The organism is Mycobacteriales bacterium, from assembly GCA_040902655.1.
Classification (GTDB): domain Bacteria; phylum Actinomycetota; class Actinomycetes; order Mycobacteriales; family SCTD01; genus SCTD01.
In genome coordinates this window covers 43,162-69,512 of sequence record JBBDWV010000005.1, presented here as the reverse complement: position 1 = coordinate 69,512, position 26,351 = coordinate 43,162, and the positions used below count along the sequence as shown (strand labels likewise).

Genomic DNA, 26,351 nt, shown 5'->3' with positions numbered 1-26,351 from the left:
TCGCTCATGGACAACGAGCTGTACGAGTACTCGCCACTGCCGGCCAGCCCGCCGCTGCAGTGGCCAGGTGGTGCCCGCGCTGCCTTCTGTGTCGGCTCGCACGCCGAGCACTACGAGGTCGACAAGCCCTCGACGAGCATCTTCGGTGGGACGGCGTGAAGATCCCCGAGCAGTACGCCGAGACCTTCGACTTCTACCTGAACAAGGGTTTCGCCTCGCGCGTCGGTTTCGGCCGTCATCCGGCCGTGCTGGTCATCGACTTCATCCGCGGGTTCACCGACGAGCGGTGTCCGCTGGCCAGCGACCTGACGTCCCAGCTCGAGTCGACCACGGAGCTGCTCGCCGCAGCACGCGGAAAGGACGTCCCTGTCCTGTTCACGACGGTCTCCTACGACAAGGAGCTGCAGGAGGCCGGCCTGTGGATCCGCAAGATCCCTTCGACCGGCTACCTGGTGGAGGGTTCGGAGTGGGTGGAGCTCGACGAGCGGCTGGGGCGGCAGCCTGGCGAGTCGCTGGTGGTGAAGAAGTACGCCTCGGCGTTCTTCGGCACCGACCTGGTCGCGCGGCTGGTCAGTCGCGGTGTCGACACGCTGATCCTGGTGGGCTGCACGACCAGCGGCTGCGTTCGGGCCTCGGCCGTGGATGCCTGTTCCCTCGGCTTCCACACCATCGTGGTGCAGGAGGCGGTGGGCGACCGGGCCGAGCTGCCGCATCTGGCCAGCCTGTTCGACATCGACGCGAAGTACGGCGATGTCGTGCAGCTGGAGGACGCGCTGGACTACCTCCGGAGGCTCGAGCCGCGGTAGTCCGTGCCGGAGAAGAGGTCATTGGCGACGCCGGAGATAGTAGCGATCCCAAATTTCCAGTTGCCGAATGTCGCGGATCAGAGTACAACTGTGAGAGCGGTCACGGCGTCTGCCGGCCGTCGTCCGGCCACGGCCCGCGGAAGGAACGCGATATCGATGGCAAGCCCCAGCAGCAGCCCGATGACGGGCGACGCCGAGCAGGTCGGCGCCCCGCCCCCGACGGAGCGCCGTTCCGACACCGGGGTCGTGCCGACGCCCACCATGCCTGACCAGGGTCCGACTCCCGCACCGATGGTCCGCAAGAGCAGGTTCACCGGCGCGAAACGGCGCTCACTCGTCCGCGGCTTCGTCTCGGTGGCGGTCGTTCTGGCCGCCTGGGAAGCCGCCGTGCGGATCTTCGAACCGAGCACGGTCATCATCGTTGCGCCGAGCGCCATCCCGCCGGCGTTCTGGGCGCTCGCGGAGACCGGGGAACTGTGGACCCACTTCAGGGTCAGTATGAAGCAGTTCCTGCTCGGCTATGGACTCGCCTCGGCGCTGGCCATCCCGCTCGGGCTGTGGATGGGGGCCAGCCGGCGGGCGCACGACTACGGCGACCCGTGGCTGACCGCCCTCTACGCCACGCCCAACGTCGCGCTGGCGCCGCTGTTCATCATCTGGCTCGGCTTCGGCGACGTGTCGCACATCGCGATCATCGCCCTGGTGGCTTTCTTCCCCGTGATCATCAACACCATCGACGGTGTGCACGCGGTGGAGCGCGACCTGCGGGAGGTCGGCATCGCGTTCCGCGCCAACAAGCGCGAGGTCTTCGCGCTGGTCGATCTGCCCGGTGCGATGCCGTACATCTTCACCGGGCTCCGGCTTGCCATGGCCCGAGCGCTGGTCGGCATCGTGGTGGCCGACCTGTTCGGCGCGCAGGCCGGGCTGGGCTACCTGATCCTGACGTCCGCCCAGCTGTTCGCGACAGCCGACGTCTTCGTGGGGGTCCTGATCCTGGCGGCCCTGGGAGTCGGTCTCACCTGGGTGCTGCGCGTCCTGCAGAAGAAGCTCACGCCGTGGCAGATCGAGGTGAAGGCACAGGTATGACGATGACCATGACGCCGGCCAGCGGACAGACGACCTCGGGGGGAGTCACCGTCCGGAACGTCTCCAAGCGCTTCACCTCGCCGAAGGGCGAACTGCTCACGGTGCTCGACGACGTCTCCATGGACGTCCGACCGGGGGAGTTCGTTGCCATCGTCGGGCCGTCCGGGTGCGGCAAGACGACGCTGCTGCGCATCCTGCAGGGGCTCGAGGAGCACGACAGCGGCGAGGTCCTGGTCGACTCGCAGCCGCCGGGCACCGTCGCGACCGGCTTCGTCTTCCAGAAGGCCTCGTTGTTCCCGTGGCGGACCGTCCAGCGCAACGTCGCGTTCGGCCTCGACCTCAACGTGCTCAAGGGGACGCCGAACCGACCGCCGACCAAGGAACAGCGCAGGGAGCGGGTGGCGGATCTGCTTCGGCTCACGAACCTCACCGCTTTCGCCGACTACTACCCGTCGCAGATCTCCGGCGGCATGCAGCAGAGGGTCAACCTGGCCCGCGCGCTGGCCATCCAGCCGCCGGTGCTGCTCATGGACGAGCCGTTCAGCGCGCTCGACGCGCAGACGCGGGAGAAGCTCCAGCGCGACCTGCAGCGGGTGGTGGCCGAGACGCACACCACGACGGTCTTCATCACGCACGACATCCGCGAGGCCATCTTCCAGGCCGACCGGGTGCTCGTCATGGCCGCCAATCCGGGCCGCTTCGTCAAGACGTACGAGATCGACGAACCGCACCCACGCACCGCGGAGTTCCAGCAGAGCGACCGCCTGGCCGAGCTCGGCCGCGAGATCTGGCGGTTGCTTCACGCGCCCGGCAGCGCGCAGGCCTGATTTGGTTGACCCGCACCCCGCCGGGGCGCGGCTCCCGACCACCGCGACAGCGGTGAAAAGAGAGGACACTCCGTGACCGCGGAACCCAAGTTCCTGGTGGACAGCTACCTGGAGTGGGTCAAGGGAGAGGGCATCCCGGTCGTCGAAGACTTCGGCGTCAATCTGCTCGAGGTGGAGACCGCACCGTGGGCGCGGCTCGGCGCGAACGCCGCGTTCGTCAACCTCAAGGGGCGTGGCGACTTCATCAACGTGGTCGTCGTCGAGCTCGAGCCCGGTGGCAGCACCGAGCCGCAGAAGCACCTGTACGAGGAGGTCGTCTACATCCTGTCCGGCTCGGGTAGCACGACCATCGAGAGCCCGGACGGCAAGCAGCACAGCTTCGAGTGGGGCCCCAAGAGCCTGTTCGCCCTGCCGCTGAACTCCCGCTACCGCCACTTCAACGCCAGCGGGGCGGAGCCGGCGCGGCTGTCCTCGACGACCAGTGCGCCGATCATGCTGAACCTGTTCCACAACGAGGCGTTCGTCTTCGACAACCCGTGGGTCTTCGGCGAGCGTGTCGGCACCGACAAGCACTTCTCCGGCGACGGGGACTTCATCCCGATGCGCCCCGGCCGGCACATGTGGGAGACGAACTTCGTCCCCGACCTCGGCTCGTTCGAGCTCCAGCAGTGGAGTGCCCGCGGCGCGGGCGGCAGCAACATGATGTTCGTGCTGGCCGACGGGACGATGCACGCCCACATCTCCGAGATGCCGGTCGGGACGTACAAGAAGGGGCACCGGCACGGCGCCGACTTCCACGTCTACGCCGTCACCGGACAGGGCTACTCGCTGCTGTGGTACGAGGGAGACGAGGACTTCCACCGCGTCGACTGGCAGCACGGCGTCGTCTACGCCCCGCCGGACCGCATGTTCCACCAGCACTTCAACACCAGCGCGCAGCCCGCGCGCTACCTGGCCGTGGCCTTCGGCGGTCTGCGCTACCCGTTCACCGAGGACAAGCGCAAGACGTTCATGGGCATGGACGTCAGCCTGAAGGAGGGCGGCCGGCAGATCGAGTACGAGGACCAGAACCCGAAGGTCCACGAGTTGTACGCCCAGGAGCTCGCCAGGAACAGTGCCGAGATGCGCATGCAGAACTTCGTGGCTGCCCGCGGATGACGGCAGGGCACACGCACGCGCCCGACCCGCTGGCCGGTACAGCCCTCGGGCCGACGTCGGTGTCGGCGAAGGAGATCAGCTTCCCGGACCACCATCACGGTGACGAGGGCGACGCTCCCCGAGCCGACGAGGTACCGGAGGAGGACTACTGGGACGTCGAGAACGTCGAGCTGACGACGGTCGGCATCGACATCGGCTCCTCGACCTCGCACCTGATGTTCGCGCGGGTGCACCTCCAGCGCCTGGCCCAGGGCCTGTCGAGCCGGTTCGTCGTCGTCGACCGCAAGGTGCTGTGGCGCTCGCCGGTGCTGCTCACGCCGTACCTGCCGGACAACAGCATCGATGCCGATCTGCTCGGCGACTTCGTCCGCGATTGCTACGTGCAGGCCGGCTTCGAGCGATCGGCGATCGACAGCGGTGCCGTGGTGCTGACCGGCGAGGCCCTCAAGCGGAGTAATGCCCGCGCGATCGCCGACCTGTTCGCCGCCGAAGCCGGGACCTTTGTCTGCGCGTCTGCAGGTCACCACCTGGAAGCCGTGATGGCCGCGCACGGCTCCGGTGCGGTCGCCGACTCGCGCGAGCACAGCGGGGTTCGCCTGCACGTCGACATCGGCGGTGGTACCGCCAAGCTCGCCGTCGTCTCCGACGGTCAGATCCTCGGTACGGCGGCCGTCGCCGTCGGCGGCCGGCTGGTCGCGCTGGACGGGCGCGAGGTCGTTCGCGTGGAAGGTCCTGCGCTGGAGGTTGCCCGGGTGGCGGGTGTGCCGCTGGCCCTCGGCGAGAAGCTCACCGAGGACGACGAGGACGAGCTCGTGCGTGCCCTCGCCGGCATCCTGCTCAGCTGCATCAACGGCGGCGGTGTCCCCGCTGGGTTCCCGCCCGACCTGCTGCTCGTCGACGATCGTCCGGCCGGTGTCGTCCCCGAGGTGGTCAGCTTCTCCGGCGGAGTGGGTGAATACCTCTACGAGCGCGAGTCACAGACCTTCGGGGACATTGCACCCGCCCTCGGCGCCCAGCTCCGGGACGCCCTCATCGACGGCCGTCTCCCGATGCGGCTGGCCGAGTCGCGTCACCACATCCGCGCCACGGTCATCGGCGCCTCGCAGTTCTCGGTCCAGGTCAGCGGCAACACGGTGGCGCTGTCCGGGACGCAGGTGCTACCGCTGCGCAACCTGCCGGTGCTGTTCCCGCACGTGTCGCTCGCAGGGGACATCGACCCGGACGAGGTCGAGAAGGCGATCGTCTCCGCGGCAGGCCGTTTCGACGTCGCCGACGGCGCCAGTCCTGTCGCCGTGGCCCTCGAGTGGGAGGGCGAGCCGGAGTACCGCCGGCTGCGTCGGTTGGCCGGGGGCGTCGCTGCCGGCCTGGCGGCGCACCGCCGCGCCGGTCAGCCGGTCGTCGTCCTGCTCGACGGAGACGTCGCGCGGACGCTGGGTCGGCTGCTGGTCCGTGAGCTGGACGTGCGGGAGCCGGTGGTGTGTCTGGACGGCGTACGTCTGGAGGAGTTCGACTACGTCGACATCGGCGAGCTGATCAAGCCGAGTGACGTCGTGCCGCTGGTGATCAAATCGCTCCTGTTCGCCGCTCCGGAGTCGCCCGTGGAGGGCAGCGGGGTGCTCCAGCGCACAGCCCGGGAGGTCGGGCCTGCACGTGGGTGAAGCCCTCGCGCTGCTCGCGCTGCTGCTGTTCAGCGCGAATGCGCTGTTGGTCAGCGTCGTGTCCCCACGGCTCGGGCAGGAGATCGGCTTTCTGTTGGCGCTCGGGGCCAACGTCGTCTTCTCCGGGCTTGTTGTGCTGCTCCAGCGTGTCGTTGCGTCGGGCCCGTTCGTGGTGCAGTGGGACGCCTTTGCAATGTTCGCTGTCGGCGGGCTGTTCACCAGCTACCTCGGGCGCCGGCTGTTCTTCCTCTCGGTCCACGCGATCGGGCCATCGCGCGCGACGTCGCTGCAGATCACCAATCCGGTCTTCGCCGGGATCATCAGCTGGATCTTTCTTGGCGAACGGCTCGGCGTGGATGCCATCGGCTTCATCCTCGCCGTGATCCTCGGGCTCTACCTGACGACCCGGATACGCGCCGAGCGGCCGACTCCGGTGGCCGTCGCCAGCGGGGACACACCCCATCAACCGGTCGCCGTCGAGGACCGGCACGTCCGCCTGCCGGGCAAGAAGTTCGGCGCCCTGCCGACCCGCGAGATCGCGCTGGCCCTCACCGGTGCCTTCTCCTACGCGGTGGGCAACGTGATCCGCAGCACCGGCGTCCGGGAGTGGAACGAGCCGGTCCTCGGTGGCTTCGTCGGCGCGGTCGCCGGCACCCTCGCCTATCTCCTGCTGCACACCCAGGTGCGCTCGCTGGTCGTGCGCGTGCGCGAGGCCGATCGACTGGGGGTCTACCTGTGGGGCCTGTCGGGGGTCCTGACCATCTCGGCGCAGATCGCGCTCATCGCCTCCACCCGCTACATCCCGATCGCTGTCGCCGTCGTGGTGGCGGCCGCCCTGCCGGTCATCGTCATCCCCGTGAGTGTGCTGTTCCTGCACAACCGTGAAGCGGTGACCGGCCGGACGGTCGTGGGCGGCCTGCTCATCCTCGGCGGTGTCGCCGGCCTGCTGCTCACCTAGCGTCCGCTCCAGGAGGAAACGTGTCGCATGCTGTCCCGCTCACCTACGCCGGCGTGGTCTACGACCGCACGCGAGGGCTTTACGACGGCTCCGTGCACATCGAGGGGGTGGACCTACGCTACCTCGAGACCGGGATCGAGGACCTGTTCTGGCGGCAGGGCAGGTACAACGAATTCGATGCCGCCGAGTTCTCCTTCGGCGCCTACATCGCGGCGGTGGAACAGGCCGACCGTCCGCTGTGCGCGATCCCGGTCTTCCCGTCGCGGGCCTTCCGGCACTCCGCGGTCTACGTGCGGGCCGACTCGCCGATCACCGACGCCGCCGACCTGGCCGGCCGATCGATCGGTACGCCGGAGTGGAGCATGACCGCGTCGCTGTGGATGCGGGGCATCCTCGGCGAGCACTACGGGCTGGATCTTGCCGGTGTCCGCTGGCGGACCGGTGGGCTGGAGGAGCCGGGCCGGCAGGAGAAGTCACGGGTCACCCCCCCGGACCAGTTCACGGTCGAGCCGCTGGGCGCCGGCCAAACCCTCAGCGACCAGCTGCTGAGCGGCGGTATCGACGCCCTGATCAGCGCCCGGCCACCGGCCGCGTTCCTGAAGGCGGACCCGCGGATCCGGCGGCTCTTCCCGGACTACCGGAACGAGGAGCAGGAGTTCTTCCGCCGGACGGGGGTCGTGCCCCTGATGCACGTCGTGGTGGTCAAACGGACTCTCGTCGAGGAACACCCGTGGCTGGCCAACAACCTGCGGCACGGCTTCGAACTGGCGCGGGCGCAGGCCGCTCCCGCACTGCGCGACTCCGCAGTGTCCTTCTCCTCGCTGATCTGGGAGACGGCCTATGCCGAGCAGGAGGCCCAGCTGCTCGGCGACGTGTTCGCCTACGGGGTCGATGCCAACCGGGCGACCCTCACGACGCTGCTGCGCTATGCCCATGACCAGGGCTTCACCGCGCGGCTGCTCGATCCCGACGACCTGTTCGTACCGTCGACGTTGACCGACGCGAAGGTGTGACCGGATCCCCGGCAGGGTGGGCCCGCGTCAGGACGTCTGCACGTGACGGTCGCGGCCCGCGAACAGGCCGGCCGCGAGCTGCGGTACCAGCACGGCGAGCAGGAGCAGCAGGGCGGGCGTCCACGAGCCCGTGATGTCGTTCAGGGCTCCCAGCAGCAGAGGGCCCAGCGCGGCGATGAGGTAGCCGACCGTCTGGGCCAGCGCCGACACCCGGGCGGTGTCGCCGCTGCTGCGCGTACGCAGGACGAACATGGTGAGCGACAGCGAGAAGTTGGCCCCCTGTCCGAGGCCGAGGACGAGCACCCAGAGGTACGGCGCGACCAGCGGGGCCAGCAGGAGACCGGCCAGTCCGATCCCGGTCAGCGCCGTCGCGAGGACCACCTGCCGCTGCTGGTTCCGGGCGCGTACTGCGAAGCGCGGGACGACGAGGGCAACCGGGGCCTGGACGAGCACCAGCACGCTGAGCAGCAGTCCCGCCTCCTGTGCGCCGAGCCCCTGCGCCCGGTAGATCGAGGGCAGCCACACCAGCAGGGCGTGGAAGCCGAGCCCGACCAGGCCGAAGAAGGCCGTGACCTGCCAGGCCAGCGCGTCCCGCAGCACCGAGCCTCTCGGCGGGGGCTGGATCGGTACATTGCCGCCGCCGCGGGTCCCGAAGACCCAGGCGGCGAGCGCGACGGTAGCAGGCACGGCCCAGACGCCCAGCCCCCCGCGCCAGCCCAGACCGAGCAGCGCCGCCAGCGGAGCGGTGCTCGCCGCTGCCACCGCGGCAGAGCCGCTCAACGCCATCGTGTAGACACCCATCGCCGGACCGGGGTGGGACGGGAAGTCGCGCTTGATGACCGCTGGCAGCAGCACGTTGGCGACGGCCACGCCGGCGCAGGCCAGGACCGTCCCGGCGAAGAGGGCGACGGCGCCACCGGTCGCTCGGACCAGCAGTCCGACGACCAGGGCGACCAGCGAGCCGGTGAGGACACGGTTGATGCCCCAGCGGCGGGCCGGCCGCGGGGCCACCGGTGCGAGAAGTCCCAGGCACAGGACGCCGAGCCCTGCCATGACGGCGACCGCGGTTCCGGACAGTGCAAGATCGGCGCGCAGGTCCGGCAGCATCGGGCCCACGCTGGCCAGCAGCGGCCGGAGGTTGGCTGCCACCAGTCCGACGAGCAGGCCGAGGGCCAGCGGCGACAGGGTGGGCCGCCGCGGGAACGTCGACCGTTCCATCGCGCTCCCCCGGGTGCATGCTGCTAGGCCCAAAAACTGTTTGGGTATGGACAGTCATCCAACCGCACAATAACGTCCGGGCAAGGCTCCTTCGTCGAGCTGCAGCCACGAGAGGACACGACGTTGATCAGGTCCGGATCTCCCCACACCCGAAAGATCTTCCGTCGGCTAGGCCTGGTCCTGGCCGGCGCCGTCGCGCTGGCCGCCTGCGGTGGCGGCGCAGCCGACACCGATACATCCTCGGGCGGCGACGGCTCCGTCGGGTCGGCCACCTTGCGGCTGGTCGCGGCCTGGCCGGAGAACGACCCCTACCAGAACGTCGGCCTCGGCATGCTCCAGGAGGAGGTCGACAAGCTCAGCGACGGCAAGATGTCGATCGAGGTGGTCGGCGGGCCGGAGTCCATCGCCCCCTTCGACCTCGCCGACGCGGTGCGGTCCGGCGCGATCGACATGGCCTGGCTCTCCGCCGCCTACTACCTCCCCGCGCTGCCCGAAGCCTCCGTGCTGGACTACTCGCAGCTGACGGCGGAGGAGGAGCGGGAATCCGGTGCCTTCGAGTATCTGAGCGACATCCACCACGAACGGATGAACGCCCACCTGCTCGGCCGCGGCTCGGTCGGGTCGACGTACAGCATGTACACGACCAAGCCTGTGGCGGCCGTCGCTGACCTGGCCGGCATGCGGCTGCGGGTCTCCCCGGTGTATGTGCCGTTCGTGGAGGCCCTGGGCGCCGAGGCGGTGACCCTGCCGCCGGGCGAGATCTTCACGTCCCTCGAGCGGGGCGTCATCAACGGGTTCACCTGGCCCTTCGTCGGCATCTCGGCCATCCAGCTCCACGAGGTCGCCCGCTACCAGGTGCTGCCGACGTACTGGCAGACCGACATCGTCGAGCTGGTCAACCTCGACATCTGGGAGGGGCTGTCCGAGGCGCAGCAGGAGGTGCTCACCCAGGCGGCCATCAATGTCGAGGGCAGGACCGGCGAGGCCTACGAGCAGCTCCGGGCAGAGGAGCTGAAGACGCTCGAGGCTGCCGGGGTGAAGCAGGTGGAGTTCGAGGGCGGCGAGGCAGAGAAATACCTGGAGCTGTCCAGGGACTCCGCGAAGAGCTGGGTCCAGAAGAACGTCCGCACCGACGCCGACACCCTGATTGACAAGTTCTTCACGTGAGCCCGGCGGCCGAACCCGGCGCGGACCGCAGGCCGCGTTCGGCGTCGGGGCTGCTGTCGCGGGGCCTGGACCGGGTCGAGGACGGGCTGGCCGCCCTGGTCGGGGCCATGCTGCTCGCCCTGATCCTCGTCATCGTCTACGACGTGTTGGCGCGGCAGATCGGGATCGACTCGGCGCCCTGGACGGTGCCGCTCGCGGAGTACTACGTCATCTGCCTGACGTTCCTGCCGGCCGCCTGGATCCTGCGGCAGAACGGGCACGTCGCGGTCGACTTCCTGGGCAGCAGAATCGGTCCGCACCGGGCCCGCCTGCTCGCTCTGGCCACGGCCGGGGTGGCCCTCGCTGCCTGTGGCATCGCCGGCTGGTACTCCCTGAGCCTGGTGCTCGACGACTACCAGCGGGCGGTGGTGCTGACCAGCGGAGGGCTGTCCGTCCCGCGCTGGCTCACCCGGGCCGCCATTCCGATCGGGTTCTTCCTGCTCTCCGCCGAACTCGTGCGGGGCCTGCTGCGGGCGATGCCGAGGAAAGGCGTCCCGTGAGCTGGGAGATCGTGCTGCTGGCCTTTCTCAGCTGTCTGCTGGTCCTGATGTTCACGGGCATTCCGGTGGCCTTCGCCTTCCTGACGACCAGCATCCTGGCCAGCACCCTGCTGTTCGGCTTCGAGACCGGCGTCGACCGGATGGTCACCAGCATCCCGAGCTTCATCGGCAACTACGCGCTGCTCCCGATCCCGATGTTCGTGCTCATGGGCGAGCTTCTCTTCCAGGCGCAGGTGGCGACCCGGACGCTGGACGCCGTGGCCAAGATCGTGGGACGTGTTCCCGGACGGCTCGGCGTGATCACGATGGCCGGCGGCACCGCCCTCGGCACCCTGAGCGGCTCGGCCGTGGCCACCACCTCCATGCTCAGCCGGACGCTGATCCCCGAGATGCTCGACCGCGGTTACAGCAAGAGCATGTCCGCCGGGCCCATTCTGGCTGCCGGCGGCCTCGCCATGATCGTTCCGCCCAGCGCCATGGCAGTCCTGGTCGGGACGATCGGGAACATCTCCATCGGCCGGCTGCTCGTCGCGGGCATCCTGCCCGGCCTGCTGCTCGCCACGTTGTCGGTCACCTACATCGTCGTGCGGTGCTGGCGCGACCCCAGCCAGGCGCCGAACTACGAGTCGCCGCGGATCAGCACCCGTGAGCGCCTGGTCATCGTCGTGCGCGACATCCTCCCGTTGGGGCTGGTCGTGCTGGTGATCCTCGGCCTCATCGTGCGGGGCATTGCGACACCGACCGAGGCGGCGGCCTTCGGCGTGCTCGCTGCCGCCATCCTCATGGTCGGTTACGGGACCGCCAGCCGGGATGCTGTGGTCCGCTCGCTTCTCGGGACTGTCCGGCTCAGTGGGATGATTTTGCTGATCATGGGCGGGGCCGCCGCCTACAGTCAGCTGCTGGCCTTCTCCGGAGCCACCCGGGACCTGCTGGCGCTGGTGACGGATCTCCCGGTGCACCCGCTGGTCGTGATCGCCGCGATGGTGCTGATCGTGGTTTTGATGGGCTCGCCCATGGAGCAGGTTTCAATCCTGCTCATCACCCTGCCGGTGTTCGTGCCGGTCGTCGTCGCGCTGGGCTACGACCCGGTCTGGTTCGGGATTCTCATGCTCATCACGATGGACATGGCGAACCTGACGCCACCACTCGGCCTGGGGTTGTTCGCGGTGAAAGGCGCTGCCCCGGAGTCCTTCAGCTTCGCCGACGTGTGCCGGGCAGCCGTCCCGTTCATCGGCGTCGACCTCGCGGCCATCGCGCTGATGATGGCCTTCCCCGCGATCGTCCTGGTCCTGCCGGACCTCCTCCTGGGCGCCACATGAGCGCCTGACCACCATGAGCAGCCTTGGCTGGAGCAGCTATGGGCGCGACCGATCCCGACTCGTCGAGAAGTGAGACGCCATGCCACGGATCCGCATCACCGAGTACCTGGACATCGAGCTCGACGACCGCCACTGGTACTGCAACCGGTGCGGTCACGACATCGGCCCGGCCGACCGGCCCTACAAGGAGGGATGCCTGGTCGCCGACCGCAACCCCCAGGACGTCCACCCGGTGCTGGCGCCGCACAAGGAGTACAACTTCTCGTTCGACCCGGCGTGGGTCCGCCTGATCGAGTTCTACTGTCCGGGCTGCTCGACTCTGATCGAGAACGAGTACCTGCCGCCGGGCCACCCCTTGACCTGGGACATCGAGCTGGATCTCGACGACCTCGCGCGCCGGTACGCGGCGGGCGCCGTCGCCGAGACGGGCGGCTCGGCGTGACGGCCCGCATCGGGGTGGACGTCGGCGGGACCTTCACCGACGTGTACGTGGTGCGCGACGGTGAGGCAGCGCGAGCCAAGGCGGATTCGACGGCGTACGACCTGCGGGTCGGATTCTTCAACTCGGTAAGGACAGCCGGCGAGCAGTTCGGGTTGACCCTCGACGAGCTGCTTGCGGAGACGGAATCAATCGTCTACTCCACGACGGTCGGCACGAATGCACTCATCGAACACCGCGGGCCCAAGCTCGGTCTCATCACGACGATGGGTTACGAGGACACGATGCTCATCGGCCGGGGCCGCAGCTGGGCGGACGGGCTGCCGATCGAGTCCCGCTACGACCGCGCGCGGGCGCAGCGACCGGAGCCGCTCATCCCGCCGCACCTCATCCGTGGCGTGCGGCAGCGCATGGACAACCAGGGCAATGTGCTCATGCCGATCCAGGACGAGGACGTCCTGGCGCAGGTGCAGCACCTGGTCGACCAGGGCGTTCGTGGCTTCGTGGTGGTCTTTCTCTACTCCTACGTCAACCCAGAGCACGAGCAGCGGGTGCGTGAACTCATCCGGCAGCAGTACCCGGAGTCCTACCTCGGTCACATGCCGGTCTTCCTGTCCAGCGACGTGTCCCCCCAGATGGGGGAGTACCGGCGGACCACGACGTGCGTCCTCGACGCGTTCCTGCGGATCGAGGCGGAGAGTCACCTGCTCGGCCTCACCGACGATTGCCGCGACAAGGGTTACGAGCAGCCCTTCCTCATCGCCAAGTGCACCGGCGGTGCGTCGTCCCTGTCCCGCACCCGCCCCATCCACATGTTCGGCAGCGGCCCGGTGGCCGGCATCGTCGGCGCAGCCGAGGTGGGCCGCAGCTACGGGGTGAAGAACGTCCTGATGACCGACATGGGCGGCACGAGCTTCGACCTCGGGCTCATCGTCGAGGGCCGGGAGCGGATCCACGACTTCGACCCGGTCATCGACCGGTGGCGGGTGCAGGTGCCCCTGGTCGCGCACTGGTCCATCGGCGCCGGGGGCGGCAGCCTCGCCCGAGTGGAGGAGGGCATCCTCCGGGTCGGCCCGCAGAGCGCCAAGGCGCTGCCCGGCCCCGCCTGCTACGGCCGCGGCGGCGATCGCCCCACCGTCACCGACGCCGACGTCGTCCTCGGCTACATCGATCCCGACTACTTCCTCGGCGGGCGCATAAGGCTGGACGCGGAGCGCGCGCGGGCTGCGGTTCGCGAACACGTCGCCGAGCCGCTGGGGATGGATCTACACACCGCCGCCTGGAGCATCAAGCAGATGGTCGACGGCATGATGGGCCAGGAGATCTACCGGATCGCGGCCCTCACCTCCGGCCTCGACCCCCGGGACTTCACCGTCTTCGCCTTCGGCGGCGCCGGGCCGGTGCACGCCTCCGGTTACGCCGCCGCAGCCGACGTGTCGACCGTAGCGATGTTCGCCTTCGGCAGCGTTGCGGGAGCGTTCGGCACGCTGCACCTGGATGTCCTGCAGTCCTACGAGCGGACGCATTCGGCGATCCTCTACTCCTCGACGACCCAGCGCTACGCCGAGGACGTCATCGGCCCGTTCAACACTGCGGTCCAGGAGTTGCTCGCGGAAGCGCACCGGGACATCGACGAGGAGGGCTTCCAAGCGGAGGGGATCAGCTACTCGCTCGAGGTGCTTCTGCGTTTCGGCCAGCAGCGCCACAGCCTGCCCGTGGATGCCGACAAGCTCCAGCTGGAGGACGTCAGCGACGTGGAGCGGCTGGTCTCGCAGTTCGCCACCGCCTACGCGGAGGCCTACGGTCCAGGGTCGGTCTACATCGAGGCCGGTGTCGAGATTCTCGGCCTGCGACTGAACGCCAGCGCACCGCTACCCAGCCCACCCCTGTCGGCCAATCGTGGCAGCGTGACGCAGACGGAGCAACGCGGGGAGAGACTCGCCTTCTGGGGGCCGGAACACGGCCCGTTGCAGACCCCCGTCTACCTGTGGGAGAGCCTCGCCCCCGGCACGGCGTTTGCCGGTCCCGCGCTCATCGACTCGGACGACTCGGTGGGCGTCGTCCCCCCTGACTGGACCTTCCGGCTGGACGAGAACCGCACCGGCTGGATGCACCGACAGCCGGCCGGCGCCGCCCTGCACGCCGTGTCGCAGAGCAGCGACGCCGACACCAACGCTCGCACCATCTCCTCTCGAGGCTAGGGATTCTCATGGGACGCCTGCGCGACAGCATCCGACTGCACGACGGCCTGATCTACGACCGGCACGCCTACGGCAAGGCGCCCGGGCGGGACCCGGAGTTGCTGATCCGGTCGACGGAGCCCCCGTCGCCGCTCGAGCTCGCGGGGATGGAGTCGATCTCGATGGTCGACCTGGAGGTCTTCCGCCACAAGATGAACTCCATCGTCGAGGAGGCCCGGGACGTCTACATGTCGTTGTCGATCTCCGAGGGGATCATCACCGGTGACATGAACGCCACGGTCTTCACGCCCGAGGGCGACCCCGCGGTGGTGGCCACCGGCATCTTCTTCCACAGCCTGCTCAACTACGGGCCGATCAAGTACGTCCTGGAGTACTACCGCGACGACCCGACCGTCGGCCTGCGGGACGGCGACGTCTACTTCTTCAACGACCCCACCTGCGGTGGCGTCCACACCTTCGACATGTTTGTCTTCGCGCCCATCTTCTTCGAGGGCGAACTGATCGGCTGGGCCGAAGTCGGCGGCCACCAGGGTGAGTGCGGCTCGATCTCGCCGGGCGGGTTCAGCCCGACCGCCACGACCCGCTGGGAGGAGGGCCTGCACGTCCACGCGCTGCGGATCGCGGACAACTGGGAGCTCCGCCGTGACATCCTGGACTTCTTCCTCAACTCCGTGCGCAACCCTTTCGTCTTCGCCTCCGACCTCAAGGCGCGGGTGGCGACCGTCCAGCGCATCCGCGACCGCGTGATACGGGAGGCCGAGCGGCGTGGCAAGGAGCAGGTGGCGGGTGGGCTGCGCAAGATCCTGTCGGTGACAGCGGACCTGGCCCGCCAGCGCCTGCTGCAGCTGAACGACGGCATCTACCGCAACGTGATGTTCAACGACGGGGTCGGCAACGACTCCGGGCTGGTCCGCGTGCCGACCACGGTCATCAAGGAGGGTGACTCCCTCACCGTGCTCGTCCAGGGCGTCTCACCGGAGAACAACAGGGGTCCGCAGCACTCGACCTGGCACCTGATGAAGGCCTCGATGGGGGTCTACCTGTTCACCTACTTCTTCCGGGGACTGCCGGCCAACATGGGTCTGTTCGATCCCATCGAGGTGCTCGTGGAAGGTCCCTCGATCGCGAACTGCTCGGCCGATGTCGCGCACGGGGAAGGCACCACCATCTCGGCGATGCTGGTGCAGAACGTCCATGTCATGGGCTCGAAGATGCTCTTCGGCAGCGAGCATCGGCTCGGCGTATCGGCGCCCTTCGCCCGCAACGTCACCCTCTACATCCAGGCGGGCACGAACAGCTACGGCTACCGCACCGCCAACTTCTCCGGCGCGGCGAACGCGGCCGGCCAGGGGGCCCGCTTCGACCTGGATGGCGAGCACGCCGCCGGCTTCTACTGGGCGTCCTTCACCGACGCGGGTGAGGTCGAGGAGTCGGACATGCGACTGCCGACGGTGACGCTGGCCAGGATGATCGACAAGGACTTCCACGGCTTCGGGAAGTTCCGTGGTGGCACGCCACTGATGGAGGTGTCGATGGCGCCGCAGGGGGGCTGCCAGATGACCTCCCGCGGCGGGTCGGATCGGGTCAGTCACAACTCGGGTCTGTTCGGCGGCTACGCCGGGCCGCCGAACCCACGCTTCGTCATCCGCGGGACCAACGCGCTCGAGATGTTGGCCGACAGCGACCCACGCCTGAAGTTCAGCCAGTACGCACTGGCCAAGGAGCAGGCCATCGAGGGCGAGTACATCTTCGCGACGTCCTCGGCGGCGACCGAGGACTTCCAGGCCGGTGACATCTTCGTCTACAGCATCAGTGCCGGTGGGGGCTACGGCGATGTGCTCGAGCGCGAGCCGGAGGCCGTACTGGAGGACGTCCGGGCCGAGGTGCTGTCCGCCGAGACCGCGCGGGACGTCTACCACGTCGTCGTCGACCCGCACACCGATCAGGTGGATCAGCAGGCGACCACCGCAGCCCGTGCCGCCGAGCGCGACGAGCGCCGGGAGCGGGGCAAGCCGTTCGGGGAGTTCATCCAGGGGTGGCTGTCCCAGCGTCCGCGCGAGGACATGCTGACCTACTACGGCAACTGGCCCGAACCGAGGTTGGAGAGCTACGACAAGCCGTACTGGGGCCAGTACGAATGACGGCGCCTCCTCACGACATCGGCTTCCTGCCCATCGTCTACCGCCTCGCGGGACGGCTGGAGCAGCTCACCTGGGAGGAGCTCAGCGACGACGTGACCTCGTCGACCTTCGCACTGCGCAGCGCCCAGCAGCTGTTCGGCCTGCCGGTCGTCGTCTCGCACTTCCGCCTCGGCGTGGAGGGTGAGGCGTGCGGGGCGCGGGTCGAGCGGGACTCCACGGGCAGCATCACCGGGAGCGGGACCGCGACCGCTCCCCTCCCGGCCGGACAGGACCTGCTGGACGCGACGCCGCTGGCCCAGGTACTCGAGGTGACGGCGCGACTGAGCACCGAGTTCCGGGACGACGTGGCCGTCGCCGGGGTGCTGTCGGGACCTCGCAGCCTGCAGTCCGTGCTGCCGGTGGACGCCGCCGAGCTGACCCAGCTGTACGCGGTGCTCGCCCGGGCCTATCTCGAGCGCGGGGCCCGGCTGCTCATCGTCGCGGAGGACCCGGTGCTGGGGGTGGGATCGCAGCAGGACGTCTCCCTGAACCCGCTGCTCAACGTGGCCGGCTACTTCGGGGCACAGGTCATCGTGCTGGACGAGCTGCCCCGCGATCAGGTGCTGCCCCTGGACGAGCTGGCTCGGGAGCCGAACCGCAGCTGGCGTGGAAGGCCTGTCGTGACCGACGGAGAGGTGCCGCAGGACCTGCCGGCCGAGCACCTCTCTGCGTGGCTGAAGGAGTTGAGCTGATGTACACCGCGGACCTGGACGTGGGCGGGACCTTCACGGACGGCTTCTTCACCGACGGGGCCGAGAGCCGGACAGGGAAGGTGCTCACCACCCCGCACGACCTCACCGAGTGCTTCCTGAACTGCCTGTCCGAAGGCGCGTCCCGCTTCGGCGTGCCCTTGCGCGACTTCCTGCGCGACTGCCTCGTCGTACGTCTGTCGACGACACTCGGCACCAACACGCTGCTCCAGCGCCGCGGCCCGACCCTCGGCCTCATCGTGGAGAGGGGCCACGAGCAGGACCTGTACGGGGACGGACCCGCTCCCGCCGGCGACCTTTTCCTGCGTCCCGGAATGGTCGTGGGCATCAGCTCGGCACCCGAGGACGAGGAGGTGCTGCTGGCCGCCAGGACACTGGTCAACCTCGGTGCCCGGATGATCGCGGTCAGCCTGCGGGATGCCCAGGCCGAACAGGCGCTGCGGGCGGTCGTGCTCGAGCGCTATCCGGTCCACTACCTGCGCTCGATCCCCCTCCAGCTCAGCCACGAGGTCAGCTACTCGAGCGATGCCCACACCCGGACCAACACCGTGGCGCTGAACGCCTACCTGCACGGCGAGCTCGCGCGGGGGCTGTTCCGGGCCGACGACCTCGTCCGCGACAACGGTCTGACCCGGCCGCTGCTCGTCGTGCACGCCAGCGGCGGCTGCGCGCGGGTGGCCAAGACGGTCGCGGTACAGACGTTGAGCAGCGGGCCGGCCGTGGCCGTGAACGGCGTCGCGGCCCTGGCCGAGCTCCTCGGCGAGCAGAACGTCGTCACCGCCGACATGGGGGGCACCAGCCTCGACGTCGCCGTCCTGCAGGGCGCCCGCCCTGCGGTGGTGGACGACCCGTGGATGGCCGGCCTGCACCTGTCGGTGCCCATGATCGAGACCGAGTCGCTGGGTGCCGGGGGCGGCAGCATCGCCAAGGTCGTCGACGGGCAGCTGCAGGTCGGGCCGCAGAGCGCCGGCTCGGCACCTGGTCCCGCCTGCTACGACAAGGGCGGTGTCGAGCCGACGGTGACCGACGCGAACCTCGTCCTGGGCCTGATCGACCCCGACAGGTTCCTCGGCGGGCGGATGGCGCTCAACCGAGACCGCGCCGAGCAGGCGATCGCCCGACGCGTCGGGCGGCAGCTGGAAGGCTCCACCGAGGATCTCGCGATGGCCATCAGGAGTCGGGTGAACGAGGGCATGGCCGGGCTGATCGGCAGCCGGCTGGACGACCCCGGCAGCTTCACCCTGTTCGCCTTCGGGGGCGGCGGCCCCTTGCACGGCTGTGGCCTGGCCGATCTGATCGGGATCCGGCGCGTGGTCGGCTTCCCCTTCGGTTCGGTGTTCAGCGCCTTCGGGTCGTCCACCGCAGACGTCCGGCACGAGTACGCCGGCAAGGACCCGGGCGCGCTCCGCCGCCAGGCCGAGGTCGACATGCGCGGTGAGGGCTTTCCCGCCTCGGACATCCGCTATGAGGCGGGCACCCGCGACGGGCGGGCCACGCTGAGCGCCTGGGCGCCCACCCCGCACTGGCTGCCGGTCGCCGCGTCCGTCGAGCCGTCCCGGCCGGAGCCGAAGGAACGGCGTGCGGTGCGTTGGGAGGACTCGGTCGAGGCGGTCCCGACACCGGTGTTCCAGCTGGCCGAACTCGCGCGCGGGGCGGAGCTCGACGGGCCGGCCATCATCGAGGCGGCAGACAGCTCCTATGCCGTGAACGACGGCTGGGGCGCACGGATCGACGAGTGGGGCAACATCGTCATGGAGAGGACGCTGCCGGATGCTGGCTGACCTGACCGCGATCGACTGCCACGTCCACCCGTGGGACGACGTCTCGCTCGCCTCGATGGGCGGCGGCCGTCGCGAGGCCATGTCGACGTACTTCGGCAAGCAGATGGACCCCGTGTCGTTGGACACGCTTGCCGAGGATTACCGGCGCCGGCGGATGATGTGCGTGCTGCTGGCCTCTGACGACTCCACCAGCTCGGGCCTGCCGCCGGTCCCGAACGACCACGTCGCACGGGCGGTCCGTGACCACCCGGACGTGTTCCTGGGCTTCGGTGGTGTCGATCCCTGGATGGGCAGGCTGGCGCTCGAGGAAGTCCGGCGGATCAAGGGTCTCGGCCTGCGGGGCCTGAAGTTCAACCCGGGTCGCCAGCATTTCGAGGCCAACGCGCCGCGGTTCGCGCCGCTGTGGGAGCTGGCAGCCGAGTTGGGCCTGATCTGCCTGTTCCACACCGGCATGATGGGGAACGGGGCGGGGCAGCGGGGCGGCCTGGGCTTCAAGCTGAAGTACACCGCCCCCATTCCCTACCTCGACGACATCGCCGCCGACCACCCGGGACTCACGATCATCTCGGCGCACCCGGGATGGCCGTGGCAGGACGAGCAGCTGGCAATGGCCCGGCACAAGGGCAACGTCTACCTCGACCTGTCCGGCTGGGCTCCGAAGTACTTCCCGCCGCAGCTGGTGCAGCACGTCAACACGATGCTGCAGGACCGGGTGCTCTTCGGCTCCGACTGGCCGGTCATCACCCCGGAGCGCTGGCTGGCGGAGTTCGCCGAGCTCCCGATCAAGGACGAGGTGCGGCCGAAGGTGCTGCTCGAGAACGCGCGCCGGCTGTTCGGCATCTGAGCGGGTCGCGCGCCCCGGTCTCCGCGCGATCGTCAGGCCCTCAGGCCGGCTCTGGCGGAGCCGCCGGCAGCCCCAGCTCGGCGAGGACCGCCGCGGTGTCCTGGCCGAGCGTCGGTGGCGCCGCCAGCTGCTGGCACGGCGTCTGCGAGAAGCGCACCGGCGGGGCGACGCCGACCACCTCCCCCTGCGTGGGGTGCTGCAGGCGGAGCTCGAGCCCCCAGTGCTGCGCCTGCGGCTCGGCGAAGACGTCCTCGATCGAGTTGACCTGCGCGTGCGGCACGTCGTGGTGCAGGAAGGCCTCCCGCCACGCCTCGACCGGCCGCCTGCGGAAGACCGGAGCCAGCTCGACATGCAGGTCCTCGAAGTGCTCCACCCGGGCTTCGCGGGTGGCGAAGCGGGGATCGGTGAGCAGGTCGGCGCGCTCGACGGCCGCGACGAAGGAGGTCCAGAACTTCGCCGGCGACGACAGATGCACCGTGATGACCCGGTCGTCGCTGCACGTGAAGGCATACGACTGGCTCAGGCTGGGCCGCCGGTGCGGCCCCCCGCGGTCGCCGGTCGCGTGCCAGATGGCCGCCTCCGAGGTGAGGAACGCCGCCGTCGCGGCGAACATCGACACGTCGACGTGCTGCCCCGGCCCGTCCGCGCCGCGTGCCGTGAGGGCGGCCAGAACGGCGTAGGCCGCGGTGAGTCCGGCGATGCCGTCGGACATCGCCGGGCCGGTGATCCGCGGCTTGTCCGGGTCGAGCGTCTGGCTGAGCATCCCGCCCAGAGCCTGCGCCACGGTGTCGTAGACCGGCCGATCGGCCGCCGGGCCCTCCTGGCCGAAGCCGGAGACCGAGCAGTAGACGAGGCGGGGATTCCAGCCGCGCACCGTCTCGTAGCCCAGACCGAGCCGGTCCATGACGCCGGGGCGGGAGTTCTCCAGCAGGACGTCCGCCCGCTCCACCAGCCCGCGGCCGACCGCTGCGCCGTGCTCGCTGCGCAGGTCCACCGCGACGCTGCGCTTGTTCCTGTTGTAGGCCAGGAAGTGCGGCGCGTAGCTGCCTCCGGCGAAGCTGCGGAACGGGTCACCCCCCGACGGGGACTCCACCTTGACGACCTCCGCGCCCAGATCGGCCAACAGCTGCCCGGCATAGGGGCCGGCGATGAAGCTGGCGATCTCCACGACCCGGATGCCCGCGAGCGGGCCCCGCGCAGGTGTGCTGTCAGCGTCGACGGGCATGGCGTTCGAGCGGCTCTCAGGTCAGTAGCTGAGCGAGCGGCGCGGGCACAGGCCGCTCACCATGGGAGGAAATTAACAGTCGCTCTCAAAAAATTCTAGAGGTGGACAATCGTGACGAGCAACCAACGAAGCGGAGGTCTGTAGGTCGACGACATCCTCGGCGGTACCGGGACAGCGCGCGATGGCGCTCAGCGCCGGAGCAGGGCCTCGGCCGTCCCGCTCAGAACGGCATCGACGTCCCGCGCGTCGAGGCCCGCCGCGAGCACCGCCGCGCCGGCCGGACGCTCGGCGATCGGGAACGGATAGTCAGTTCCGACCATGACGCGGTCCGCGCCCACCGCGAGCACGAGCGAGCGCAGCGTCCCGGCGTCGTAGACCAGCGAGTCGTACCAGAACCGGCGCAGGTAGTCGCGGACCGGACGGTCCGGCGGAGTCAGGCCCGGCAGCATCGTGATGCAGCGCTCGATCCGCGGCAGCATCGGGAGGAGCGCGCCACCGCCGTGGGCGAGAACGACCCGGAGCCGGGGGTGCCGGTCCAGGACCCCACCCAGCACCAGCGTGGCAGCAGCCGCCGCGGTCTCCGCCGGCATGCCGACGGAGTAGAGCAGCCCGTGCTGTCCCAGCCGGTCCTCCCCCAGCACCTGCCACGGATGCACGAACAGCAGCGCGTCGACCTCCTCGCAGGCGGCGTAGACCGCTTCCAGCGACGGGTCGTCGAGGGCGCGCCCGTCGACGTTGGTGCCGATCTCCAGGCCCTGGAGTCCCAGGTCGCGTACCGCTTCGACGACCAGCAGCGCTGCGACGTCGGGATCCTGCAGGGGAAGGGTGCCCAGCCCGGCGAACCGGCTGGGGTGCCGGCGGACCAGGTCGGCGATCCACTCGTTCTGCGCCAGGGCCAACTCGGCCACACCCGCCGCGGGGAGCGCATAGCTGAAGGTGACCGGGATCGGGGAGACGACCTGCAGGGCCACGCCCTCGGCGTCCATCTCCTCGATCCGGCGCTCCGGATTCCAGCACCGGTCGTCCAGCGTTCGGAAGAACGTGCCGCCGAGAGTGAGGTCTGCGCTGCAGGCGCCGGTGGCGACGAGCTCGGGCCAGGCCTGCCCCGCGAAGCGCTCGGCGAGCCGCGGCAGCGTCGGCGGGACGACGTGCGTGTGGATGTCGATCCGACCCGACGGAGTAGCCCCGCTCGTTGGCTGTGCCGGACTCACTCTTCGAGTTCGCCGGGCGGCTCCAGTCCGGCCGCCTCGACGGAGGTGTGCAGGCGTCCGAGCAGCTCCGTCAGCTGCACGCGCTCCTTGCGGCTCAAGCCGGACATCATCGTCTCCAGGTAGCGCCAGTGCCCGGGAAAGAACTGCGCCAGGAAGTCTTCGCCTGCTGCGGTGTTCGCGATCAGGAAGGAACGACGGTCGGTGGGGTTCACCTGGCGTTCGATCAGCGACCGTCGGGTGAGGGCGTCGACCACCCCGGTCAGGTTGGCGGGTCGTACCGAGACCGCCCGCCCCAGCTCCCCCATGGTGAGGGGGTGTTCGGCCCGGTGCAGGACGGCGAGGATGTGGAACTGGCTCACGGTGAAGCCGTGCGGGGCAAGCTCCGCGGCGCTCACCCTGTCGAAGGCCCACATGGTGCGGTAGAGCGTCAGGGTCAGGGCCAGCAGGCTCGGGTCGAACTCCGCGCCGTGCTGCTCGGCGGCCCGCGAGACCTGCCACGGCACGCTTGTCTCGTCCGGCTTCCGGCTGCCCTGGCTCCGGACCCTTCCGGTGCCGTTGCGCACTTTCGCGTCAGTCGCCACTCCGCCGTCCTCTCGCCGCGCGTGCTGCCGTCGGCGGTTCCGACCGTGCACCGCACCTGGAGCGTAGGCCACGGCCAGGGGAAGCGAAACATTCATGCTTGACGAAAGTTCAGTACCAAACCTAGTCTTGGGCTGTTGCCGCCGCTGGAGGAGGACGAATGGCCGAGGTGCTCGGGGTAGGGCTGTCCCACTACCCGCCGTTCAGCGGGCTGGACGCCGACATGGCCGGGATCATGCGTCGGATCCTCGCCGACCCGGCCATCCCGGCCGCCGAGAAGGACCCGGTGAACTGGCCGGAGATCGCGCGCCGGGAGTGGGCCGACGACGAGGGTGTCGCCGCCGCGGCCGGCCACCGGGCCGCGCTGATCAAGGGCTTCGAGCGTGCGCGCGAGGAGATCGACGCCTTCGCCCCGGACGTCGTGCTCATCTGGGGCGACGATCAGTACGAAAACTTCCGCGAGGACATCATCCCGCCGTACGCCGTCCTGGCCTACGAGGACATCGAGGTGCGCCCGTGGGCCCACGCCGCGGACTCCTCGGACATGAAGGGCCGCCCGAACGTGTGGGGTGAGACGGCGGAGACGAGCTTCACCATCCGTGGTCGTCGCGACATCGGCAAGCATCTGGTGAGCGGGCTGCTCGAGCGGGGTGTGGACGTGGCCTACGCGTACGAGCGGCTGCACCACCCGAGCCTGCCGCACGCATTCCTCAACGCGGTGCTGTACCTCGACTACCACCGCACCGGCTTCCCCTACCCGGTCCTGCCGTTTCCGATCAACTGCTACGGCCGCAGGGTCATCAGTTACCAAGGATTCATGGCGCCCTTCGACGATGTGCGCGAGCTCGACCCGCCGTCGCCCACCCCCGCCCGGCTCATGGACGTCGGTGCCGCCGTCGCAGAGGTGCTCGCCGCCTCGCCCTGGCGGGTCGCGCTGGTGTCCTCGTCCAGCTGGTCGCACGCCTTCATCTGCGACAAGACCTGGCGGCTGCGCCCGGACACCCCCAGCGACCGCCGGCTCTACGACGCGATGGCGTGCGGCGATGTGGACCAGTGGCGCCGGACCCCGCTCGAGGAGGTCGAGTCGGCCGGGCAGCAGGAGCTGCTGAACTGGTTCCCGCTGCTGGGCGCCATGGAGGCGCTCGGCCGGCCGGTGCCGACGTGGACGGAGTTCATCGAGACCGGCATCTTCAACTCCAACAAGGTGTTCGCCACCTATCAGGCGGGCTCGTGACGCAGAGCACCGCCGTGGCGCCGGTGCCGGACGACCTCGCGTCCGGCCGGATCGCGCACGACGGGTTCGACACCCACTACCTGGAATCCGGCACGGGTCGACCGGTCCTGCTGATCCACGGCTCGGGACCGGGTGTCTCCGGTCGAGCAAACTGGCAGGGGCTGATGCGCTCGCCGGTACGCGACCGGAACCGGCTCGTCGCGCCGGACGTGCTGGGTTTCGGCGACACGCGTGCGGTCGCCGGGACAGCGCTCTCGCACGAGAACCGGGTGCGCCACCTGCTGGGGTTCCTGGACGCCGCCGGTCTGGACACCGTCGACGTCATCGGCAACTCGATGGGCGGCGCGTTGGCGCTCGCCCTGGCATCGCGGCACCCCGAGCGGGTCCGTCGGATGGTGCTCATGGGCAGCGTCGGCATCGGCTTCCCCATCACGCCGGGATTGGACCGGGTGTGGGGCTACACACCCTCGCCCGACAACATGCGCGAGATCATGCGCCTGTTCGCCTACGATCAGGGGCTGATCACCGAGGAGCTCATCACTCTGCGGTACGAAGCCAGTGCCGTTCCCGACGTGCAGCAGCGCTACGCGGAAGCGTTCGCGGCTCCGCGTCAGCGGCACCTGGACGCGATGGCGCTGTCGGAGGTCGAGCTGGCGCAGATCCATGCGCCGACGCTGCTCGTGCACGGTCGGGACGACCAGATCATCCCGCTCGAGGTGACCAGCCTGCGGCTGCTGAAGCTCCTGCCGACAGCAGATCTGGTGATTTTCTCGGGATGCGGGCACTGGACGCAGATCGAGCGGGCACAGGACTTCCAGCGGCAGGTAGACGGTTTCTTCGCAGCGTGATCCCCTCGGTGGGGGAACACCGGAATTCACAGAAAAGAGGCCAGCAGATGCTGACACGCGAGTTGAACGAGCGGCTCACCCGAGTCGGCCCCGGTACGCCGATGGGCACGCTGCTGCGCCGGTACTGGTACCCCATCGCGGCGAGTTCGGAGCTGGGTCAGGTGCCGATCCAGCGGCGACTGCTGGGCGAGAACATCGTCATCTACCGCACCGGCAACGGTGAGCTGGCCTGCATCGAGGCGCAGTGCCCGCACCGCCGGGCCTCGCTGCGCTACGCCATCGTCGAGCCGGACGGGATCCGCTGCGGTTACCACGGTTGGCTGTACGGAACCGACGGCCAGTGCCTCGAGCAGCCGGCCGAGCCGGACAACACCTCGTTCAGGGACCGCATCAAGGCCGTCACCTACCGGGCGGAGGAGCTCGGCGGGCTCATCTTCATCTACATGGGCCCCGACCCGGCGCCGCTGCTGCCCCACTTCGACCTGTTCGTCTGGGACAACTGCCTGCGCGACATCGGCCACGCCACGCTTCCGATGAACTGGCTGCAGGTCATGGAGAACTCCGTCGACCCGCACCACGTCGAGTGGCTGCACGGTCACTACATGAACTTCGTCCGGGGCATCAGCGGCGAGGCGAAGGCCGAGGTGCTGGCCCGCAAGCACGAGAAGATCGCCTTCGACGTCTTCGACTACGGCATCATCAAGCGCCGCGTCCTCGAGGGCATGACCGAGGAGGACGACGACTGGAAGATCGGCCACCCGCTGGTCTTCCCGGCGACGCTGCGTGTCGGCGGCGGCGGGCACTACCAGTTCCAGATCCGTGTCCCGGTGGACGACACCACCACCTCACACTTCTGGTACGACGTCTACAAGCCGGACGGCGAGTACACCGTGTCGCCCCAGGAGTCGATCCCGCTGTTCGAGGTGCCGCTGTACGACGAACAGGGCAACCACCTCGTGGACTTCGTCGACGGGCAGGACGTGATGGCCTGGGCCAGCCAGGGCTCCATCGCCGATCGCTCGAATGAACACCTGGGCCGTTCCGACCTCGGTGTCATCATGCTGCGCCGGCTGTTCCAGGAGCAGCTGGACAAGGTCGAGGAGGGCCAGGACCCGCTGGGCACGGTTCGGGACGAGGCAGAGAACGTCTGCATCACCCTGCCGCAGGAGAAGAAGAAGTTCGGCACCGGCGCGGGCTTCCGTTACGAGTTCCTCACGATGGGTCAGGCCCGGTACAGCCCGATCATCGAGGACGTCTTCGCGCTGTTCGACCGGGCCGAGAAGAGCCAGCAGCCGGAGGCGGCCCCGGATCAGGATGCGGCACCGGTCTGACCGGCAGCGCGGGCAGAGG

General features: G+C 69.4%; 24 protein-coding genes. 20 read left to right on the top strand and 4 right to left on the bottom strand.

From position 1 onward, the window contains the following. Window positions 1-6 precede the first annotated feature (6 nt). The 8 genes from WD794_01480 to WD794_01445 all read left to right on the top strand — a co-directional run bounded on the left by WD794_01480 (window position 7) and on the right by WD794_01445 (window position 7,506). Window positions 7-159, top strand: coding sequence for a hypothetical protein (locus tag WD794_01480; GenBank protein ID MEX2288984.1), 153 nt, complete (start codon window positions 7-9; stop codon window positions 157-159). After that, complete coding sequence (locus tag WD794_01475; protein MEX2288983.1) at window positions 156-806, top strand: N-carbamoylsarcosine amidohydrolase; 651 nt, start codon at window positions 156-158, stop codon at window positions 804-806. Before WD794_01480 ends, WD794_01475 begins: the two co-directional genes overlap by 4 nt. A 180-nt stretch (window positions 807-986) precedes the next feature. Beyond that, window positions 987-1,892 (top strand): ABC transporter permease, encoded by a 906-nt coding sequence (locus WD794_01470; protein ID MEX2288982.1) that lies wholly within the window; start codon window positions 987-989, stop codon window positions 1,890-1,892. After that, on the top strand, window positions 1,889-2,719 hold the full coding sequence (locus WD794_01465; protein ID MEX2288981.1) for an ABC transporter ATP-binding protein: 831 nt from the start codon (window positions 1,889-1,891) through the stop codon (window positions 2,717-2,719). Before WD794_01470 ends, WD794_01465 begins: the two co-directional genes overlap by 4 nt. A 72-nt stretch (window positions 2,720-2,791) precedes the next feature. Then, on the top strand, window positions 2,792-3,877 hold the full coding sequence (locus WD794_01460; protein ID MEX2288980.1) for a hypothetical protein: 1,086 nt from the start codon (window positions 2,792-2,794) through the stop codon (window positions 3,875-3,877). Further along, window positions 3,874-5,535 carry an ethanolamine ammonia-lyase reactivating factor EutA gene (locus tag WD794_01455; protein ID MEX2288979.1) on the top strand — a complete coding sequence of 554 codons (1,662 nt, stop codon included), beginning with the start codon at window positions 3,874-3,876 and terminating at the stop codon, window positions 5,533-5,535. The genes WD794_01460 and WD794_01455 overlap by 4 nt, the downstream gene beginning before the upstream one ends. Next, the gene (locus WD794_01450) at window positions 5,528-6,493 is read left to right on the top strand and encodes a DMT family transporter (protein ID MEX2288978.1); all 966 of its coding nucleotides are present in this window, start codon (window positions 5,528-5,530) and stop codon (window positions 6,491-6,493) included. Before WD794_01455 ends, WD794_01450 begins: the two co-directional genes overlap by 8 nt. A gap of 20 nt (window positions 6,494-6,513) precedes the next feature. After that, window positions 6,514-7,506, top strand: a complete 993-nt coding sequence (locus tag WD794_01445; protein MEX2288977.1) for a PhnD/SsuA/transferrin family substrate-binding protein — start codon at window positions 6,514-6,516, stop codon at window positions 7,504-7,506. A 27-nt stretch (window positions 7,507-7,533) separates the two neighbouring features. Here WD794_01445 and WD794_01440 read toward each other — a convergent pair whose 3' ends face one another. Further along, window positions 7,534-8,724, bottom strand: a complete 1,191-nt coding sequence (locus WD794_01440; protein MEX2288976.1) for an MFS transporter — start codon at window positions 8,722-8,724, stop codon at window positions 7,534-7,536. A 123-nt stretch (window positions 8,725-8,847) separates the two neighbouring features. On the opposite strand from WD794_01440, the gene dctP reads away from it, so the two are divergent. From dctP to WD794_01395, 9 genes are all read left to right on the top strand, one after another. Further along, on the top strand, window positions 8,848-9,891 hold the full coding sequence (dctP, locus tag WD794_01435) for a TRAP transporter substrate-binding protein DctP (protein ID MEX2288975.1): 1,044 nt from the start codon (window positions 8,848-8,850) through the stop codon (window positions 9,889-9,891). After that, a complete protein-coding gene (locus tag WD794_01430; protein ID MEX2288974.1) occupies window positions 9,888-10,430 on the top strand; it encodes a TRAP transporter small permease in 543 nt (180 codons plus the stop codon). Before dctP ends, WD794_01430 begins: the two co-directional genes overlap by 4 nt. Then, entirely contained in the window at window positions 10,427-11,749 is a 1,323-nt protein-coding gene (locus tag WD794_01425; protein ID MEX2288973.1) for a TRAP transporter large permease subunit, read from the top strand. The genes WD794_01430 and WD794_01425 overlap by 4 nt, the downstream gene beginning before the upstream one ends. Before the next feature lie 79 nt (window positions 11,750-11,828). Then, the gene (locus tag WD794_01420; GenBank protein MEX2288972.1) at window positions 11,829-12,191 is read left to right on the top strand and encodes an acetone carboxylase subunit gamma; all 363 of its coding nucleotides are present in this window, start codon (window positions 11,829-11,831) and stop codon (window positions 12,189-12,191) included. Then, a complete protein-coding gene (locus WD794_01415) occupies window positions 12,188-14,389 on the top strand; it encodes a hydantoinase/oxoprolinase family protein (GenBank protein ID MEX2288971.1) in 2,202 nt (733 codons plus the stop codon). The genes WD794_01420 and WD794_01415 overlap by 4 nt, the downstream gene beginning before the upstream one ends. A gap of 8 nt (window positions 14,390-14,397) precedes the next feature. Continuing rightward, the gene (locus tag WD794_01410) at window positions 14,398-16,530 is read left to right on the top strand and encodes a hydantoinase B/oxoprolinase family protein (protein ID MEX2288970.1); all 2,133 of its coding nucleotides are present in this window, start codon (window positions 14,398-14,400) and stop codon (window positions 16,528-16,530) included. Beyond that, window positions 16,527-17,261 carry a hypothetical protein gene (locus tag WD794_01405; protein MEX2288969.1) on the top strand — a complete coding sequence of 245 codons (735 nt, stop codon included), beginning with the start codon at window positions 16,527-16,529 and terminating at the stop codon, window positions 17,259-17,261. The genes WD794_01410 and WD794_01405 overlap by 4 nt, the downstream gene beginning before the upstream one ends. Beyond that, entirely contained in the window at window positions 17,261-19,060 is a 1,800-nt protein-coding gene (locus WD794_01400) for a hydantoinase/oxoprolinase family protein (protein ID MEX2288968.1), read from the top strand. Before WD794_01405 ends, WD794_01400 begins: the two co-directional genes overlap by 1 nt. After that, on the top strand, window positions 19,050-19,904 hold the full coding sequence (locus tag WD794_01395) for an amidohydrolase family protein (GenBank protein MEX2288967.1): 855 nt from the start codon (window positions 19,050-19,052) through the stop codon (window positions 19,902-19,904). The genes WD794_01400 and WD794_01395 overlap by 11 nt, the downstream gene beginning before the upstream one ends. Window positions 19,905-19,944: 40 nt before the next feature. Here the strand turns inward: WD794_01395 and WD794_01390 are convergent, their stop codons facing one another. From WD794_01390 to WD794_01380, 3 genes are all read right to left on the bottom strand, one after another. Further along, window positions 19,945-21,129 (bottom strand): CaiB/BaiF CoA-transferase family protein, encoded by a 1,185-nt coding sequence (locus WD794_01390; protein ID MEX2288966.1) that lies wholly within the window; start codon window positions 21,127-21,129, stop codon window positions 19,945-19,947. A gap of 188 nt (window positions 21,130-21,317) precedes the next feature. Beyond that, window positions 21,318-22,340, bottom strand: coding sequence for an amidohydrolase family protein (locus WD794_01385; GenBank protein ID MEX2288965.1), 1,023 nt, complete (start codon window positions 22,338-22,340; stop codon window positions 21,318-21,320). After that, window positions 22,337-22,843: a MarR family transcriptional regulator gene (locus WD794_01380; protein MEX2288964.1), complete on the bottom strand. Its 507-nt coding sequence runs from the start codon at window positions 22,841-22,843 to the stop codon at window positions 22,337-22,339. The genes WD794_01385 and WD794_01380 overlap by 4 nt, the downstream gene beginning before the upstream one ends. 236 nt (window positions 22,844-23,079) lie before the next feature. On the opposite strand from WD794_01380, the gene WD794_01375 reads away from it, so the two are divergent. The 3 genes from WD794_01375 to WD794_01365 are packed head-to-tail and all read left to right on the top strand — an operon-like array spanning window position 23,080 to window position 26,332. Beyond that, window positions 23,080-24,153 carry an extradiol ring-cleavage dioxygenase gene (locus tag WD794_01375; GenBank protein ID MEX2288963.1) on the top strand — a complete coding sequence of 358 codons (1,074 nt, stop codon included), beginning with the start codon at window positions 23,080-23,082 and terminating at the stop codon, window positions 24,151-24,153. After that, complete coding sequence (locus tag WD794_01370; GenBank protein ID MEX2288962.1) at window positions 24,150-25,001, top strand: alpha/beta hydrolase; 852 nt, start codon at window positions 24,150-24,152, stop codon at window positions 24,999-25,001. The genes WD794_01375 and WD794_01370 overlap by 4 nt, the downstream gene beginning before the upstream one ends. A gap of 47 nt (window positions 25,002-25,048) precedes the next feature. Beyond that, entirely contained in the window at window positions 25,049-26,332 is a 1,284-nt protein-coding gene (locus WD794_01365) for an aromatic ring-hydroxylating dioxygenase subunit alpha (GenBank protein MEX2288961.1), read from the top strand. Window positions 26,333-26,351: the final 19 nt, after the last annotated feature.

Bases quoted from the DNA above. Each gene is read 5' to 3' on its own strand.
- WD794_01480 (MEX2288984.1), top strand. From the start codon at position 7: ATGGACAACGAGCTGTACGAGTACTCGCCACTGCCGGCCAGCCCGCCG.
- WD794_01470 (MEX2288982.1), top strand. From the start codon at position 987: ATGACGGGCGACGCCGAGCAGGTCGGCGCCCCGCCCCCGACGGAGCGC.
- WD794_01465 (MEX2288981.1), top strand. From the start codon at position 1,889: ATGACGATGACCATGACGCCGGCCAGCGGACAGACGACCTCGGGGGGA.
- WD794_01455 (MEX2288979.1), top strand. From the start codon at position 3,874: ATGACGGCAGGGCACACGCACGCGCCCGACCCGCTGGCCGGTACAGCC.
- WD794_01440 (MEX2288976.1), bottom strand. From the start codon at position 8,724: ATGGAACGGTCGACGTTCCCGCGGCGGCCCACCCTGTCGCCGCTGGCC.
- WD794_01420 (MEX2288972.1), top strand. From the start codon at position 11,829: ATGCCACGGATCCGCATCACCGAGTACCTGGACATCGAGCTCGACGAC.
- WD794_01410 (MEX2288970.1), top strand. From the start codon at position 14,398: ATGGGACGCCTGCGCGACAGCATCCGACTGCACGACGGCCTGATCTAC.
- WD794_01405 (MEX2288969.1), top strand. From the start codon at position 16,527: ATGACGGCGCCTCCTCACGACATCGGCTTCCTGCCCATCGTCTACCGC.
- WD794_01400 (MEX2288968.1), top strand. From the start codon at position 17,261: ATGTACACCGCGGACCTGGACGTGGGCGGGACCTTCACGGACGGCTTC.
- WD794_01395 (MEX2288967.1), top strand. From the start codon at position 19,050: ATGCTGGCTGACCTGACCGCGATCGACTGCCACGTCCACCCGTGGGAC.
- WD794_01390 (MEX2288966.1), bottom strand. From the start codon at position 21,129: ATGCCCGTCGACGCTGACAGCACACCTGCGCGGGGCCCGCTCGCGGGC.
- WD794_01375 (MEX2288963.1), top strand. From the start codon at position 23,080: ATGGCCGAGGTGCTCGGGGTAGGGCTGTCCCACTACCCGCCGTTCAGC.
- WD794_01365 (MEX2288961.1), top strand. From the start codon at position 25,049: ATGCTGACACGCGAGTTGAACGAGCGGCTCACCCGAGTCGGCCCCGGT.